Source organism: Acidiphilium sp. C61 (assembly GCF_905116885.1).
Classification (GTDB): domain Bacteria; phylum Pseudomonadota; class Alphaproteobacteria; order Acetobacterales; family Acetobacteraceae; genus Acidiphilium.
In genome coordinates, this window is record NZ_CAJHNI010000005.1 from 1,282,449 (window position 1) to 1,299,235 (window position 16,787).

General features: G+C 65.9%; 11 protein-coding genes. 1 reads left to right on the forward strand and 10 read right to left on the reverse strand.

Annotated elements, in window-relative coordinates:
* Nucleotides 1-608: 608 nt before the first annotated feature.
* The 6 genes from rpoC to rplK form a co-directional block, all read right to left on the reverse strand.
* The gene (gene rpoC / locus HUW10_RS08860; RefSeq protein ID WP_174503163.1) at nucleotides 609-4,760 is read right to left on the reverse strand and encodes a DNA-directed RNA polymerase subunit beta'; all 4,152 of its coding nucleotides are present in this window, start codon (nucleotides 4,758-4,760) and stop codon (nucleotides 609-611) included.
* Between the two features lie 70 nt (nucleotides 4,761-4,830).
* Complete coding sequence (rpoB, locus tag HUW10_RS08865; RefSeq protein ID WP_174503164.1) at nucleotides 4,831-9,033, reverse strand: DNA-directed RNA polymerase subunit beta; 4,203 nt, start codon at nucleotides 9,031-9,033, stop codon at nucleotides 4,831-4,833.
* A gap of 221 nt (nucleotides 9,034-9,254) precedes the next feature.
* Nucleotides 9,255-9,632 (reverse strand): 50S ribosomal protein L7/L12, encoded by a 378-nt coding sequence (rplL, locus tag HUW10_RS08870; RefSeq protein ID WP_174503165.1) that lies wholly within the window; start codon nucleotides 9,630-9,632, stop codon nucleotides 9,255-9,257.
* Between the two features lie 72 nt (nucleotides 9,633-9,704).
* Nucleotides 9,705-10,229 (reverse strand): 50S ribosomal protein L10, encoded by a 525-nt coding sequence (gene rplJ / locus HUW10_RS08875; protein ID WP_174503166.1) that lies wholly within the window; start codon nucleotides 10,227-10,229, stop codon nucleotides 9,705-9,707.
* 257 nt (nucleotides 10,230-10,486) lie between these two features.
* Complete coding sequence (gene rplA / locus HUW10_RS08880) at nucleotides 10,487-11,179, reverse strand: 50S ribosomal protein L1 (RefSeq protein ID WP_174503167.1); 693 nt, start codon at nucleotides 11,177-11,179, stop codon at nucleotides 10,487-10,489.
* A gap of 2 nt (nucleotides 11,180-11,181) precedes the next feature.
* Entirely contained in the window at nucleotides 11,182-11,616 is a 435-nt protein-coding gene (gene rplK, locus HUW10_RS08885; RefSeq protein WP_174504815.1) for a 50S ribosomal protein L11, read from the reverse strand.
* A gap of 253 nt (nucleotides 11,617-11,869) precedes the next feature.
* Between rplK and HUW10_RS08890 the strand changes: the two genes are divergently transcribed.
* Nucleotides 11,870-12,850, forward strand: a complete 981-nt coding sequence (locus tag HUW10_RS08890; protein ID WP_174503168.1) for an aldo/keto reductase — start codon at nucleotides 11,870-11,872, stop codon at nucleotides 12,848-12,850.
* Between the two features lie 138 nt (nucleotides 12,851-12,988).
* On the opposite strand, the gene gltX is transcribed toward HUW10_RS08890, so the two are convergent.
* Genes gltX through HUW10_RS08910 form a run of 4 tightly spaced genes read right to left on the reverse strand, consistent with a single transcriptional unit; the run spans nucleotide 12,989 to nucleotide 16,775 of the window.
* Nucleotides 12,989-14,389 carry a glutamate--tRNA ligase gene (gltX, locus tag HUW10_RS08895; protein WP_174503169.1) on the reverse strand — a complete coding sequence of 467 codons (1,401 nt, stop codon included), beginning with the start codon at nucleotides 14,387-14,389 and terminating at the stop codon, nucleotides 12,989-12,991.
* 39 nt (nucleotides 14,390-14,428) lie between these two features.
* Nucleotides 14,429-15,271: a TIGR01459 family HAD-type hydrolase gene (locus HUW10_RS08900; protein ID WP_174503170.1), complete on the reverse strand. Its 843-nt coding sequence runs from the start codon at nucleotides 15,269-15,271 to the stop codon at nucleotides 14,429-14,431.
* A complete protein-coding gene (locus tag HUW10_RS08905) occupies nucleotides 15,268-16,332 on the reverse strand; it encodes a quinone-dependent dihydroorotate dehydrogenase (protein WP_174503171.1) in 1,065 nt (354 codons plus the stop codon). The genes HUW10_RS08900 and HUW10_RS08905 overlap by 4 nt, the downstream gene beginning before the upstream one ends.
* Nucleotides 16,332-16,775: a hypothetical protein gene (locus tag HUW10_RS08910; protein ID WP_174503172.1), complete on the reverse strand. Its 444-nt coding sequence runs from the start codon at nucleotides 16,773-16,775 to the stop codon at nucleotides 16,332-16,334. The genes HUW10_RS08905 and HUW10_RS08910 overlap by 1 nt, the downstream gene beginning before the upstream one ends.
* Nucleotides 16,776-16,787 lie beyond the last annotated feature (12 nt).

Genomic DNA, 16,787 nt, shown 5'->3' on the forward strand with positions numbered 1-16,787 from the left:
GTAATCCCCGTCTGCGGAAACCCAGACCTGCGACCTAAGCCACCCAATTCGCGGGGTAGCGGCGCCGCAAGCGTGAGAGTAAATGAGCCACGCGACCGGGCGAACCCGGGCCTCGCTGAGGTCGCCATCCTTAAGAGGGGATCACCGGCAAGTCAAGCGCCGCGAGGGCATTTTCGGCCGGTCCCGCGACATGCGGCACGTGGCCATGCGCCGCACACAGGGTTCCGGTCCCGTGCCGACACCCGAATCCATCCGCCCCCTCTCTGGAAGGCATCGCTCATGTAGGAATGAAGATTGGCGCCCGCCACCAGCCACCGGCCTCATGCAACAGGCCGATACGCCGCCGTTCGGACCGAGACCCATCGGCACTCAAGCCGGAACAAAGGAAAACGCCCTCCAACCCCTTGGGACTGGAAGGCGCTCGTCTTGCCATATCGCTCCGTGCAACGGGACCAACCGGCCCCATGCCTCCGAACCCTGAAAACAGGGTCGGGGGAAGGTCCACCGCCCCCTGAAATCCACGCGCGAATTTCAGGGGTCGGCGATATATCGACCTGGAGCCCAGCACCTTTATCCGATCAGATGTTTCCATCTGATCGGATGATGCTCTAGTCCGCCGCCGGCAGTGCCGTGCGGGTGGAGGCCAGGGTCGAGCGGTCGCGGCCAGCCGCGATCGAACGCAGGCGGCTCATCACGCTGCCGGTGCCGGCAGGAATGAGGCGGCCGACGATGACGTTCTCCTTGAGGCCCAGCAGCTGGTCGGTCTTGCCGGCCGTCGCCGCCTCGGTGAGAACGCGCGTGGTCTCCTGGAACGACGCCGCGGAGATGAAGCTGAGCGTCTGCAGGCTGGCCTTGGTGATACCCTGCAGCACCGGCAGGCCACCGGCCGGCCGTTCACCGGCATGGAGACGCCGCTCGTTTTCTTCCTCGAACTCGATCCGGTCCACCAGCTCGCCGATCAGATACGTCGTATCGCCGGGCTCGGTGATCTCGATTTTCTGCAGCATCTGGCGAACGACCACCTCGATGTGCTTGTCGTTGATCTTCACGCCCTGCAACCGGTAGACGTCCTGGATCTCGTTGATGAGATATTCGGACAGCGCCTCGACGCCCATGACCCGCAGGATGTCGTGCGGAACGCGCGGCCCGTCGACCAGCGGATCGCCGCGATGCACGTAGTCGCCTTCCTGCACCGAAACGTGCTTGCCCTTCGGCACCAGATACTCGGTCTCCTCGCCCGTCTCGTCATTCTTCACGATGACGCGGCGTTTCGCCTTGTAATCCTTTCCAAATTCGACGCGGCCATCGGTTTCCGCGATGATCGCGTGGTCCTTCGGACGGCGGGCCTCGAAAAGTTCGGCGACGCGCGGCAGACCGCCGGTGATGTCGCGCGTCTTGCTGCCCTCGCGCGGAATGCGGGCGAGAACGTCGCCGGCATGCACGGTCGCACCGTTTTCCACCGACAGGATCGAGTCGGGGCTGAGGAAGTAGCGGGCTTCCGCACCGTTCGCCAGGCGCAGCACCTCGCCGCGTTCATCCTTCAGGATGAGGCGCGGGCGCAGATCCGCCCCCTTCGCCGACTGCTTGTAGTCCACCACGACCTTCGAGGTCAGGCCCGTCACCTCGTCAACCCGTTCGACCAGCGTGACGCCCTCGAGCAGATCGGCATATTCCACGTTACCCGCGCGCTCGGTGATGATCGGCAGGGTATACGGATCCCACTCCGCGAGCTTCTGGCCGCGCGCCACCGTCTGGTCCTCGTCGACCAGCAGCCTTGCGCCATAGGGCACACGGAAGCGGGCACGCTCGCGGCCGGACGCGTCATTCAGCGCGATCTCGCAGTTGCGGCTCATCACGATTGGCGCGCCGGCCGAGTTCGACACCACGTTGCGGTTGCGGATCGTCACCGTGCCGTCATGGCTGGCCTCGACGCTCGACTGCTCGGCGCCACGCTGCGCCGCACCGCCGATATGGAAGGTGCGCATGGTCAGCTGCGTGCCCGGCTCGCCGATCGACTGGGCGGCAATCACGCCGACGGCCTCGCCGATATTGACCGGCGTGCCGCGGGCGAGGTCGCGCCCGTAGCACTTGGCGCAAACGCCCACCTTGGCCTCGCAGGTCAGGACCGAGCGGATCTTCACGCTCTCGACGCCGAGCTTCTCGATATGCATCGAGTCGACCTCGCCGATCAGCTCATTCGCCCGGACGATGACCGTCTCGTCCGTCGGGTCGAGGACGTCTTCCGCCGCGGTCCGGCCGAGAATCCGCTCCGAAATCGAGGAGACGACCTCGCCGCCATCCATCACCGCCCGAACGGTCAGGCCGCGCTCGGTGCCGCAATCGGTGCTGACGATGATGCAATCCTGCGCCACGTCCACCAGACGGCGGGTGAGGTAGCCGGAGTTCGCCGTCTTCAGCGCGGTGTCCGCGAGACCCTTGCGGGCGCCGTGGGTCGAGTTGAAGTATTCGGCGACGGTCAGGCCTTCCTTGAAGTTCGAGAGGATCGGCTGTTCGATGATCTCGCCCGACGGCTTGGCCATCAGGCCGCGCATGCCCGCGAGCTGGCGCATCTGGGTCGGCGACCCACGCGCGCCCGAATGGCTCATCATCCAGACCGAGTTGGTCGGCTTGCCGGGATCCTGCCGCGAGATCTCGCGCATCATCGCCGCGGCAACCTCGTCGTTACAGCGCGACCACGCGTCGATCACCTTGTTGTAGCGCTCGCCGGCGGTGATGAGACCGTCGTGATACTGCGCCTCGTATTCCTTGACCTCGGTCTGGGTCTTTTCCAGCAGATCGTATTTCTCGGCCGGGATGACCATGTCGTCCTTGCCGAAGGAGATGCCGGCCTTGGCCGCCTGGCGGAACCCGACACCCATCAGACGGTCGCAGAAAATGACCGACTCCTTCTGCCCGCAATGGCGGTAGACGGCATCGATCACGTCCGACACCTTCTTCTTGGTCAGCAGCTGGTTGACCAGGGCGAAGGGCACGTCGTGATGCTTGGGCAGAAGCTGGCCGATCATCATGCGGCCCGCCGTGGTCGGAACCACTTCGGTCGTGCGCGTGCCATCCTGATGGGTGCGGACGACACGGGCGCGGATCTTGTCGTGCAGCTTGAGATAGCCGGAATCTAGCGCGTGCTCGATCTCGCCCATCGTGCCGAACAGCGGCGCTTCCTTGTCCTCGACCGCGGTGAAAGCCGGGGTTTCGAGCGAGAGGTAATAGAGGCCGAGCACGATATCCTGGCTCGGCACGATGATCGGCTTGCCGTTGGCCGGGTTGAGGATGTTGTTCGTGCTCATCATCAGCACGCGGGCCTCGAGCTGCGCCTCGATCGAGAGCGGCACGTGAACCGCCATCTGGTCGCCGTCGAAATCCGCGTTGAAGGCGGTGCAGACCAGCGGATGCAGCTGGATCGCCTTGCCCTCGATCAGGATCGGCTCGAACGCCTGGATGCCGAGGCGATGCAGCGTCGGCGCGCGGTTGAGGAGCACCGGATGCTCGCGGATCACCTCCTCGAGAATGTCCCAAACCTCGGGGCGTTCCTTCTCGACCATCCGCTTCGCCGCCTTGATCGTGGTGGCGAGACCGTATTTCTCCAGCTTGGCGTAGATGAAGGGCTTGAACAGCTCCAGCGCCATCTTCTTCGGCAGGCCGCACTGGTGCAGCTTCAGCTCAGGCCCGACCACGATCACCGAACGGCCGGAATAGTCGACGCGCTTGCCGAGCAGGTTCTGGCGGAAGCGGCCCTGCTTGCCCTTCAGCATGTCGGAGAGCGACTTGAGCGGCCGCTTGTTGGTGCCGGTGATGGCACGACCGCGACGGCCGTTGTCGAACAGCGCGTCCACCGATTCCTGAAGCATGCGCTTCTCGTTGCGCACGATGATGTCCGGCGCGCGCAGCTCGATCAGCCGCTTCAGGCGGTTGTTGCGGTTGATGACGCGGCGATAGAGATCGTTCAGGTCAGATGTCGCGAAGCGGCCGCCATCCAGCGGCACGAGCGGGCGCAGTTCCGGCGGGATCACCGGGACGACATCCATGATCATCCATTCCGGACGAGTGCCGGATTCGATGAAGGCCTCGACCAGCTTGAGCCGCTTGACCAGCTTCTTGCGCTTCGCCTCGGAGGTCGCTTCCTTCAGATCGGCGCGCATGATCGCGCGCTCGGCCTCAAGGTCGACCCCAGCGAGGATCGACTTCACCGCCTCGGCGCCGATGCCGGCCTTGAACCCGTCCTCGCCGAACTCGTCCTGCTTGGCGTAGAGCTCGTCCTCGGTGAGAAGCTGGTAGCGCTTGAGATCGGTCGTGTAGGGGTCGAGAACGATGTAGCTCTCGAAATAGAGAACCTTCTCCAGATCCTTCAGCGTCATCTCGACCATGGTCGCGATGCGGCTCGGCAGCGACTTCAGGAACCAGATATGCGCGACCGGCGAGGCCAGCTCGATATGCCCCATCCGCTCGCGGCGCACCTTGGCCAGCGTGACCTCGACGCCGCATTTCTCGCAGATGATGCCGCGGAATTTCATCCGCTTGTACTTGCCGCAAAGGCACTCGTAATCCTTGATCGGCCCGAAGATGCGGGCGCAGAACAGGCCGTCGCGCTCCGGCTTGAAGGTCCGGTAGTTGATGGTCTCGGGCTTCTTGATCTCGCCATACGACCAGGAGCGGATCTGCTCCGGCGAGGCGATCTGGATGCGGATCTGGTCGAACGTGGCGGCCTGGCCGGTCTGGCCGAGAATCTTCATCAAATCGTTCATGCGATAGTCCCTTTCATCAGCGCGGAACGGGGTCGCCGCCCCGCGCCATGACAAATCCGAACGGTCCTGCTCAGTCCGCTGACTGGTTGAGATCGACGTTGAGGCCGAGCGACTTCAGTTCCTTGGTCAGGACGTTGAAGCTCTCGGGCACGCCGGCCTCGAAATTATCCTGCTCGCGCACGATCGCCTCATAGACCTTGGTGCGGCCGGAAACGTCGTCCGATTTCACGGTCAGCATCTCCTGCAGCGTATACGCCGCGCCATAGGCCTCGAGCGCCCAGACCTCCATCTCGCCGAAGCGCTGGCCGCCGAACTGCGCCTTGCCGCCCAGCGGCTGCTGGGTAACGAGGCTGTAGGGACCGATCGAGCGGGCGTGGATCTTGTCGTCCACCATGTGACCGAGCTTGAGCATGTACATGTAGCCCACCGTGACCTTGCGCTCGAACTGCTCGCCGGTGCGGCCGTCGAACACGGTCATCTGGCCGGAAACGTCGAGACCGGCCTTGGCCAGCATGTCCTCGATATCGGTGATGCGCGCACCATCGAACACCGGGGTCGCGATCGGCACGCCCTTGCGGATGTTGCCGCACAGTTCACGCACCTCGGCTTCCGACATCGAAGCGATCTGCTGCTCGTAGATCTCCTCGCCATAGGCGCTCTTGAGCATCTCGTGCAACCGTGTGCGCTCGGACGCATCGCGGCGATACGCCTCGACCGCCTCGCCGATCTGCTTGCCGAGATTGGCGCAGGCCCAGCCGAGATGGGTTTCGAGAATCTGCCCCACATTCATGCGCGACGGCACGCCGAGCGGATTGAGCACGACATCGACCGCGGTGCCGTCTTCGAGGAACGGCATGTCCTCGATCGGGACGACGCGCGAGACCACACCCTTGTTACCATGCCGGCCAGCCATCTTGTCACCCGGCTGCAGCTTGCGCTTCACCGCGATGAACACCTTGACCATCTTCATCACGCCCGGCGGCATTTCATCGCCACGCTGCAGCTTCTCGACCTTGCTCTCGAAACGCTGCTGCAGCTTGTGCACGGCAGCATCGAACTCGCGCTTCAGCGTCTCGATCTCCGCCATCACCCGGTCGTCCTGAACCGTCAGGTTGCGCCAGGCGCCACGCGGCACCTCGGCCAGCAGCTCGGTGGTGATTTCGGTGCCCGAACGCACGCCCTTGTAGCCGCTCCCGGCCACCTGGCCGAGCAACTTCTCGCGCAGGCGGTTGAGGAAGGCGCGTTCCTGGATGGCGCGCTCGTCGTCGCGGTCCTTGGCCAGACGCTCGATCTCGGCGCGTTCGATCGCCAGCGCACGCTCGTCCTTGTCGACGCCGCGGCGGTTGAACACCCGCACATCCACCACCGTGCCATTCACACCCGGCGGCAGCTTCAGCGACGTGTCGCGCACGTCCGACGCCTTTTCGCCAAAAATCGCGCGGAGCAGCTTCTCCTCCGGCGTCATCGGGCTCTCGCCCTTCGGCGTCACCTTGCCGACCAGGATATCGCCCGGATTCACCTCGGCCCCGACATAGACGATGCCGGCCTCGTCGAGATTGCGAAGCGCCTCCTCGCCGACATTCGGAATGTCGCGGGTGATCTCCTCCTGCCCGAGCTTGGTGTCGCGGGCCATCACCTCGAATTCCTCGATATGGATCGAGGTGAACATGTCCTCGCGGGCAACACGCTCGGAAATGAGGATCGAGTCCTCGAAATTATAGCCATTCCACGGCATGAACGCGCAAAGCACATTGCGCCCGAGCGCGAGTTCGCCCAGCTCGGTCGACGGCCCATCGGCAATGATGTCGCCGGCGCCGACACGGTCGCCCACGCGCACCAGCGGACGCTGGTTGATGCAGGTGGACTGGTTCGACCGCATGTATTTGCGCAGCCGGTAGATATCCACACCCTGCGTCGTGCCGTCCTCGCCGGTGGCGCGCACCACGATGCGCGCGCCATCGATCTGGTCGATCACGCCGGCGCGGCGGGCCACGATGGTCGCGCCGGAATCGCGGGCCACCGGCGCTTCCATGCCGGTGCCGACCAGCGGCGCATCGGAGCGGATCAGCGGCACCGCCTGGCGCTGCATGTTCGAGCCCATCAGCGCGCGGTTGGCGTCGTCGTTCTCAAGGAACGGGATCAGCGCCGCCGCAACCGAAACGAGCTGGCGCGGCGAGACGTCGATCGCCGTCACCTCCTCCGGCCGGACGAGACGGAAATCGCCATTGCGGCGCACCGAAACCAGATCCTCGGTCAGCGTGCCGTCGGTCAGCTTCGGCGCATCGGCCTGGGCAACGGTGAGGCGCTCTTCCTCCATCGCGGAGAGGTACTTGTAGTCGTCAAGCACCTTGCCGTCCTTCACCAGGCGATACGGCGTCTCGATGAAACCGTACTTGTTCACCTTGGCGAAGGTCGCGAGCGAGTTGATCAGGCCGATATTCGGGCCTTCCGGCGTCTCGATCGGGCAGATGCGGCCATAATGCGTCGGGTGCACGTCGCGCACCTCGAACCCGGCCCGCTCGCGGGTAAGACCGCCCGGCCCAAGCGCCGAGAGGCGGCGCTTGTGGGTGACTTCCGAAAGCGGATTGGTCTGGTCCATGAACTGCGAAAGCTGCGACGAGCCGAAGAACTCCCTCACCGCCGCCGCCGCCGGCTTGGCATTGATCAGGTCGTGCGGCATCACCCCGTCGATATCGACCGAGCCCATGCGCTCGCGAATGGCGCGCTCCATGCGCAGCAGGCCGACGCGATACTGGTTCTCCATCAGCTCGCCGACCGAGCGGACACGACGATTGCCGAGATTGTCGATATCGTCGATCTGGCCGCGGCCGTCCTTCAGCTCGCACATGATCTGGATGGTGCGCAGGATGTCTTCCTTGCGCAGCACCCGCATCGTGTCCTCGCATTCGACGCCGAGGCGCATGTTCATCTTCACGCGGCCGACCGCCGAAAGGTCGTAGCGCTCGGAATCGAAGAACAGGCCGCGGAACAACGCCTCGGCGGTTTCCGAGGTCGGCGGCTCGCCGGGACGGATCACCCGGTAGATGTCGATCAGCGCGTCCTCGCGGCTGCTGTTCTTGTCGGTGGCGAGCGTGTTGCGGATCCACGGCCCCTTGGCCTGGTCGATCGCAAGCGTCGGGATCTCGTCGAGCCCGGCATCCTCGAGCACCTTCAGCTTGGCATCGGAAATCTCCTCGCCCGCATCGGCGAAAATCTCGCCGGTATTCGGATCGAAAAGGTCTTCCGCCACGAAACGGCCAATGAGATCGGCGCGGCTGACCAGCACGGAGCGGGTCTTGGTCGCGATCTGCCGCGCGGTGCGGGCGGTCAGCTTGTCATCGGCCTTGGCCACGACCTCGCCGGTCTCGGCGTCCACCAGATCCTCGACCAGCTTGGCGCCGCGGAAGGTTTCCGGCTCGAACGGGCGCGCCCAGGCGGCCTCGCCGCCCGCATTGCGGGTGCGGGTGAACGGCACCTTGCCATAGAAGAAACCGAGGATTTCCTCGGCATCCATGCCACGAATCTCGCTGATCTCCAGCGTTTCGCCCTTGGCCTCGCGGGCGGCACGCAGCGCCTCGGTGGCGCGGCCTTCCAGCGCGTAGAGCAGCGTCGTGACCGGCAGCTTCCGCTTGCGGTCGATGCGGACATAGATCAGGTCCTTGGCGTCGAATTCGAAATCGAGCCAGGAACCGCGATAGGGAATGACGCGGGCGGCGAAGAGATACTTGCCGGAGCTATGGGTCTTGCCCTTGTCGTGATCGAAGAACACGCCGGGGCTGCGGTGCATCTGGCTGACGATGACGCGCTCGGTGCCGTTCACGACGAAGGTGCCGTTATCGGTCATCAGCGGCATGTCGCCCATGTAAACGGGCTGCTCCTTGATGTCGCGGATCGAGCGCGCACCGGTGTCTTCATCGACATCCCAGACGATCAGGCGCAACACCACCTTGAGCGGCGCGGCATAGGTCATGCCCCGCTGGATGCATTCCTCGACGTCGTATTTCGGCTCCTCGAGCTCGTAATACACAAACTCAAGACGGCCACGACCGGCGAAATCGTCGATCGGGAAGACCGACTTGAAGACTTCCTGCAACCCCGAATTGGTGCGGGAATCGGGCGAGACGTGCATCTGCAGGAAAGCGTCATAGCTCGCGCGCTGCACGTCGATCAGATTCGGCATCGGCGTGGTTTCAGGGATACGCCCGAAGCTCTTGCGGATGCGCTTGCGATTGGTGAAGGAAACTTTGTTCAGGCCACCCGAAATCGCATTCATGCTCAGACCCCGATCTTCATTCCAGTGACCGCGCCGCGGCCCGGGGCTACCATCAGCCCGGGCGTCGCCGCGTCAGCGGCGGGAAACCCCGCCAGTCGTCAACCACCGCTCCGCCCTCACCCGAGGCACGCAACAGCAAACGGGCGGAGTGCCATGGGGCACCCCGCCAGTTTCAGTCCTGTCGCGCCGCCGGCCCGAAAGCCGCGCGGCGCGATGCAACATCACTCGATGCCGACAGATGCGCCCTGCTCTTCCAGAACCTTCTTGATCTTCTCGGCCTCGTCCTTGTTCACGCCTTCCTTCACGGTCTTCGGCGCGCCCTCGACCAGATCCTTGGCTTCCTTCAGGCCAAGACCGGTGATCGTGCGGATTTCCTTGATCACGTTGATCTTCTTGTCGCCGGCGGACTTGAGGATCACGTTGAATTCGGTCTTCTCCTCGACCGCCGCGGCAGGAGCGCCGGCAGGCGCCGCCGCTGCGACCGCGACCGGAGCCGCAGCCGAAACGCCCCACTTGTCCTCGAGCAGCTTGGAAAGCTCCGCCGCTTCGAGAACAGTCAGGCTCGAAAGCTGTTCAACCAGATTTGCCAGATCAGCCATTGTTCAATTCCTTAGAATAGTCGTTCAGTTGGTTCCATGCAAGCCGGACATGCCGGCTCGCCTCATCTCGTCTCAGGCCGCGTCGGCCTCATCCGCCTTGGCATAGGCCGCAAAGACCCGCGCGAGCTGGCCGGCCGGAGCCTGCAGCACGCCCGCCACCTTCGTTGCCGGCGCCTGGATGAGACCCAGGAGCTTGGCGCGAAGCTGATCGAGCGACGGCAGTTCGGCGAGCGCCCTGACGCCGGATGCATCGAGCATCTGCGTCCCAAGCGCGCCACCGACCAGCACGAACTTCTCGTTGGTCTTGGCGAACTCGACGGCCACCTTCGCCACCGCCACCGGGTCCTGCGACCACGCAATCGCGGTCGGCCCCTTCAGCATCGGCTTAAGTCCGTCGAATCGGGTCCCTTCCAAGGCGAGGTGAGCCAGACGGTTCTTCGCCACCTTGTACTGCGCGCCCGCTTCCCGCATCTTCACACGCAGTGCCGTGACATCGGCCACGGTCAGACCATCATTGCGGCTGACCACGACCATTGATGTCTCGGCGAACACCGCGGCGAGCTGGTCCACGAATTCACGCTTTTGTGCGCGATCCACGTCGATCTCCACTCGTCAGGCGAAATACGTTTGGACCGTATCCCGCCGGGTTGCCCAAGTGGCCGGGACCATCCCGGCCACCGTTCGCCTGTCCTCAGACCGGAACCATCGGAACGAAACGCTCCGATCCCCGTCTCCGGCGTGCGGGAGATTTCCCTTCAAGGCTTGCGCCACATGCCGTCTTGGACAGGTCCGGAACCGCCGGCACACGCCGGCAGATCCCGTCATGGCCGGAGCCGAAGCTCCGGCGCATCTCGTCAGGCGGAAAGACTGCCTACATCCACGCGCACGCCCGGCCCCATCGTGGAGGACAGCGCGGCTTTCTGCAGATACGTCCCCTTGGCGCCGGCCGGCTTGGCCTTCTGGATCGCATCGACCAGGGCCTTCGCATTTTCCACCAGCTTCTCGACCTCGAAGCTCGCCTTGCCGATACCGGCATGGATGATGCCCGCCTTCTCGGCGCGGAACTCGATCTGGCCGGACTTGGCCGCGGTGATCGCGCCCTTGACGTCCATCGTGACGGTGCCGAGCTTCGGGTTCGGCATCAGGCCGCGCGGGCCGAGAATCTTGCCGAGCCGCCCCACCAGGGCCATCATGTCCGGCGTCGCGATGCAGCGGTCGAAGTCGATCGTGCCGTTCTGCACCAGCTCCGCGAGGTCTTCGGCGCCGACCACATCCGCACCGGCCGCCTTCGCCTCCTCGGCCTTCGGGCCGCGCGCGAACACGCCGACGCGCAGCGTCTTGCCGGTGCCGTTCGGCAGGCTCAGCAGGCCGCGCACCATCTGGTCAGCATGACGCGGATCGATGCCGAGATTGAGCGACAGCTCGACCGTCTCGTCGAACTTCGCCGTGGCGTTGGACTTCACCAGCGCCATCGCCTCGATCACCGGATAGAGCTTCGCGCCATCGACAGTGGACTGCGCCTTCACCAGCCGCTTGTTCTTCGCCATGATCAGCCCTCCACCACCGAAAGACCCATCGAGCGGGCCGAACCGATCAGCATGCGTACCGCGCCGTCGACGTCGTTCGCGTTCATGTGCACCATCTTGGTCTGCGCGATCTCGCGCAGCTGGCTCATCGTCACCTTGCCGACCGTCGCACCCTTGCCGGTTGCGGTCGAGCCCTTCTGGATGCCCGCGGCCTTCTTGAGGAAATAGGTGTTCGGCGGCGTCTTGGTGATGAAGCTGAAGGTGCGGTCAGCAAAGGCGGTGATCACCACCGGGACCGGCATGCCCACTTCCATACCCTGGGTCGCCGCGTTGAAATCCTTGCAGAACTGCATGATGTTGAGGCCGCGCTGGCCGAGCGCCGGACCGACGGGCGGCGACGGATTGGCCTTGCCCGCAGGGATCTGCAGCTTGATATAGCCGACAATTTTTTTCGCCATGAGGCGCACTCCTGATCCGAAGGCGTGCGGCGGGACGAGCCCGAAACACGCCAATGGACCGCGGTTCAACCGGCCCGGCCACCCGTGGCCGAACCTCCCGCGTTCCAATTGAGCGCTGGCCTATACAGCGCCGCGGCCCCGCTGTCGAGTCGCGCGAGACACGTCGCGCCCGGCCCCGGTGGATATGGCAACGGGGCTGCATCACCGCAACGTACGCCCCATATGGGCAGCAACCCAACAGATGGAGACACGCATGAAGACAAGGAAACTCGGCACGCTCACGGTTTCCGCCCTCGGCCTCGGCTGCATGGGCATGTCCGATTTCTACGCCGGGCGCGACGAGGCGGAAGCCCGCGCCACGCTGGACCGCGCGCTGGAACGCGGCATCACCTTCTTCGATTCGGCCGACATGTACGGCTTCGGGGACAACGAGCGCCTGCTGTCGAATTTCGTGAAGGCGAACCGGAGCAGGATCGTCCTCGCCACCAAGTTCGGCAATGAATTCAGCGAAGACCGCCAGCGTCTCGGCATCAACGGCCGGCCGGACTATGTGCGCCGTGCCTGCGACGCCTCGCTGCAGCGGCTCGGGATCGACACGATCGACCTGTATTACCAGCACCGCGTCGATCCGAACGTGCCGATCGAGGAGACGGTGGGCGCGATGGCCGACCTCGTGAAGGCCGGCAAGGTGCGGCATCTCGGCCTGTCCGAGGCGGCGCCGGCCACCATCCGCCGGGCGCACAAGATCCACCCGATCACCGCGCTGCAAACCGAATACTCGCTCTGGTCGCGCGAGCCGGAAGGCGACATCTTCGCGACCGTGCGCGAACTCGGGATCGGCTTCGTGCCCTATTCGCCGCTCGGCCGCGGCTTCCTGACCGGGGCGATCCGCACGCCGGACGATCTCGCCGCCGATGACTGGCGCCGCCACGCCCCGCGCTTCCAGGGCGATAATTTCACCAAAAACCTTGAACTCGTCGGCAAGGTGAAGGCGCTGGCGGCGGAAAAGAACTGCACCGCCGGGCAGCTCGCGCTGGCCTGGGTGCTCGCACAGGGCGAGGATATCGTGCCGATTCCGGGCACCAAGCGCCGGGCCTATCTCGACGAGAATATCGGCGCGATCGACGTGACGCTGACGCCGGAAGACCTCGCCGCGATCGAGCGGATCATGCCGGCCGGCACCGTCGCCGGCACGCGCTATCCGGAAGCGGGGCTGAAGGCGGTCAATCGCTGATCTTCGGTTCGTCTCACTGCTGAAAGCATGAATGGCGGGCGCCCTTGCGGCACCCGCCATTTTTTCAGCGCACAACAGAGGCTCTGTTTTACCAATAGGATAGAGCACCCATCCGATCCGAAAGGATCGGAAACTGCTCTATTCGCCGAGGGCGGCGAAAATCCGCTTGCGCACCTCGATCGGCCCCAGCGCCTCCATCACCGCGTCGATCGGCGGGCTGACCGTGCTGCCGGTCAGCGCCGCGCGCAGCGGCTGGGCGACGGCGCCGAGCTTCTTCTCCTCGCGCTCGGCATAGGCCTTCATCGCCTCGTGCAGCGCCGCCTTCGAGAAATCGGTGTTGTCGAAATCGAGCAGCAGGGCGGCGAGGTCGTCGCGCGCGGCCTCGGTGAGCAGGGCGGCCGCCTTCTCGGTCATCGGCAGCGGTGCCTCGCGAGCGATGAACAGGGCGGATTCCGCCAGTTCGGCGAGGGTGCGGGCGCGCTCCTTCAGCCCCGGCATCAGCACCGCGATGCGCCCCGCCGCCTCGGTGCCGACCGCGACGCCATGATCGCGTTCCAGCCGGGCGACGACATCGGCAGCAAGGCGTTCGTCCTCGGCCGCGCGGAGGAAGACCGCATTCACATGGAGCAGCTTGGCATAATCCATCCGGCTCGCGGCGCGACCGACGCCATCGAGGTCGAACAGCGCAACCTGCTCCTCGCGGGGCAGGATCTCGGCATCGCCATGGCCCCAGCCGAGGCGGAGCAGGTAGTTGCAGAGCGCCTCGGGCAGGTAGCCCTCGTCGCGGAACTGCAGGACCGAGACGGCGCCGTGGCGCTTCGAGAGCTTTGCGCCGTCGGCGCCGTGAATGAGCGGAATATGAGCGAAATTGGGCCGCGCCCAGCCCATCGCGTCATAGATCTGGGCCTGGCGGAACGTGTTGGTCAGATGATCGTCGCCGCGGATGACATGGGTGATCCCCATGTCATGGTCATCCACCACGACGGCGTGCAGATAGGTCGGCGTGCCGTCGGAGCGCAGCAGGATCATGTCGTCCAGCTCGGCATTCTTCACCCGCACCTCGCCCTGGACGAGATCGTGGATCACGGTCTCGCCCTCGCGTGGCGCCCGCAGGCGGATGACGGGGTCGACCCCGGCCGGCGCTTCGGCCGGGTCGCGGTCGCGCCAGCGCCCGTCATAACGAAACGGTTTTTTGCTTCGCTCGGCCTCGGCCCGCATCTCGGCAAGTTCCTCGCGCGAGCAGTAGCAGCGATAGGCCTGGCCGGCGGCGAGCATCTGCTCGGCCACCTCGCGATGGCGGGCATAGCGGGTCGATTGATAGACCGGCGGTTCGTCCGATTTGAGATCGAGCCAGTCGAGCGCGTCGAGGATCACCTTCGTCGCCTCGGGCGTGCTGCGCTCGCGGTCGGTATCCTCGATGCGGAGCAGGAACTGACCGCCATGGTGGCGGGCGAAGAGATAATTGAACAGGGCGGTGCGGGCGCCGCCGATATGGAGCATGCCGGTGGGCGACGGGGCAAAACGGACGCGGATTGTCATGCTCCCGGCGCTATCACGAAACGGCGCGGGGATGAACCCTTACCAGCGGAACCCGCCGATGATGGCGCGCGGATCGAGCCCGGCGGCCGCGCAATCCGCGCGCGCCTCCGCCGGCGTGGCGACATGGATGCCGGACAGCACGAGCACCGAGGCGATGCCGGCCGCCTTCGCGCCGGCGATGTCGGTGCGCAGCGAGTCGCCGAACGCGATCGTCCGCCCCGCCTCGGTGCCGAGCATGTCGAGGGTCGGGCGATAGACGGCGGGATCGGGCTTGCCGCGCCAGATCACCCGCCCGCCCCAGGCGGCGTAGCGCTGCGCCAGCGCCCCGGCACAGATGATGCGGCGCCCGTCGCGGATCACCTCAAGATCCGGATTGGCGCAGATCATCGGCAGCCCGGCGCCGAGCGCCTCGCGGAGCAGCGGATCGAAGGCGGCCGGGTCGTCGGGCGGTGCGAGATCGTCGGGGCCGGTATTGAGCAGGAAATCCGCCGCCTCCGGCCGGTCGGCCTCGGCGAGGCCGAGATCATCGAACAGGTTGCGGTCACGCGGCGGGCCGAGATGGAACAGCCGCTCGCCAAGCCCCGCGAAATCCGGCTCGGTGCGCGACACCAGGGCGGTGCGGACGGCCTCGCCGCTGGTCATGATCCCGTCGTAAAGCTCGGGGCCGATGCCCATCGCGGCCAGGGCGGCGGCAACCGGTTCCCTGCGGCGCGGCGCGTTCGAGAGAAAGACGACGCGCTTGCCGGCCTCGCGCAGATGACGGAGGCAGGCGGCAACGCCGGGATACGGCCGCACCCCGTCATGCACCACCCCCCAGAGATCGACGATGAAGCCATCATGATCGCGGGCAAGGGCTTCGACGCTCATCGGGGCTTCGGTCATGGCGCGATCTCCGCGAGCCGGTCGGCATCGCGGCCGACAAGCCCGGCCAGTGTCGCCGCGCCATACTGGTCGAGCAGGGCGGACAGCCCGGCGGCAAGGCGGTGCAGCACCGCCGGTCCCTGATAGACGAAGGAGGTATAGACCTGGACGAGGCTGGCGCCGGCGCGGAACTTGGCAAGCGCCTGCTCTGGCGTCGCCACACCGCCGACCCCGATCAGCAGCAGCCGGTCGCCGGCAAGCAGGCGCACCCGCGCCAGCATCCGTGTCGCGCGGTTGAACAGCGGCGCGCCGGACAGGCCGCCCGCCTCGCCGCGCGCCACGCCGCGCAGGCTGTCGGGCCGGGTGAGCGTGGTGTTGCTGACGATCAGCCCGGCAACGCCCCGGCCAATCACCATCTCCACCAACTCCGGCAGAACCGCCTCGTCGAGATCGGGCGCGAGCTTGACGAACAGCGGCGGCGCGCCCGGCGCCGCGGCGCGGATCGCATCGAGGATCGCGGCCAGCCGGTCGGTCGCCTGCAGGTCGCGCAAGCCCGGCGTGTTCGGCGAGGACACGTTGATGGCGATGTAATCGGCATGCGGCGCCACCGCCTGGACCAGGGCCGGATAATCGGCCAGCGGGTCCGCACCTTCCTTGTTGATCCCGAGATTGGCGCCGATCGCCGCTTGCGTGCGGTCGGCGCCGGCGAGGCGGGCGGCGAACCCCTCGATGCCGCCATTGTTGAACCCCATCCGGTTGATCAGCGCCCGGTCCTCGGCGAGGCGGAACAGGCGCGGCTTCGGATTGCCCTGCTGCGGCCGCCGAGTCACCGTACCGGCCTCGATGAACCCGAACCCGAGGCGGGACAGCCCGGCAAGGGCGACGGCGTCCTTGTCGAACCCCGCGGCAAGCCCGACTGGCAGCGATATCGTCCGCCCGAAGGCCGACATCGCAAGGCGCGGATCTGCGGGAATCTGGCGCCGCCCGGCGAGGCCGAGGCGCAACCCGGTCAGCGCGACGTCATGCGCCGTCTCGGGTTCCAGCAGACGGAGCGCAGCCGCGGCGATATCCGCGACAGGCATTACTTCGCGAAGACCACGATCTCGGGAGCCGAAGGGGCGGGAACGCCGGCGAGCGGTGCCGCGGCACCAAGCGAGACGCGCTGCGCCGCCACCCCGTCGGCCACGATCGCATCCGCGACCTGGGCCGCGCGTGGCGCGAGGCGGGCCATCGCCCGCTCGGCTTCGGCCGGGCCACGCGCGGCAGGTGCGGTGACGACCACCCGGAATTCCGCCTTGGGGTTGATCTTGAGTGCGGCATCCACGGCATATTTCACCGAGGGAGACCATGTCTCGACCGCCTCGGGAATGGTCACCAGCGGAAGCCGCCCGTTGAACGCGGTGAGTGCCGCGACATCCACCAGCGACGGCGCGCCGGCATACGGCCCGGGCACATGACGGCCAGGCACAGCGCACCCGGCGAGGATAGCTGGAAGCACGAAAAGCATGAGGGTGGAGCGACGCATGATCGGCCTTTA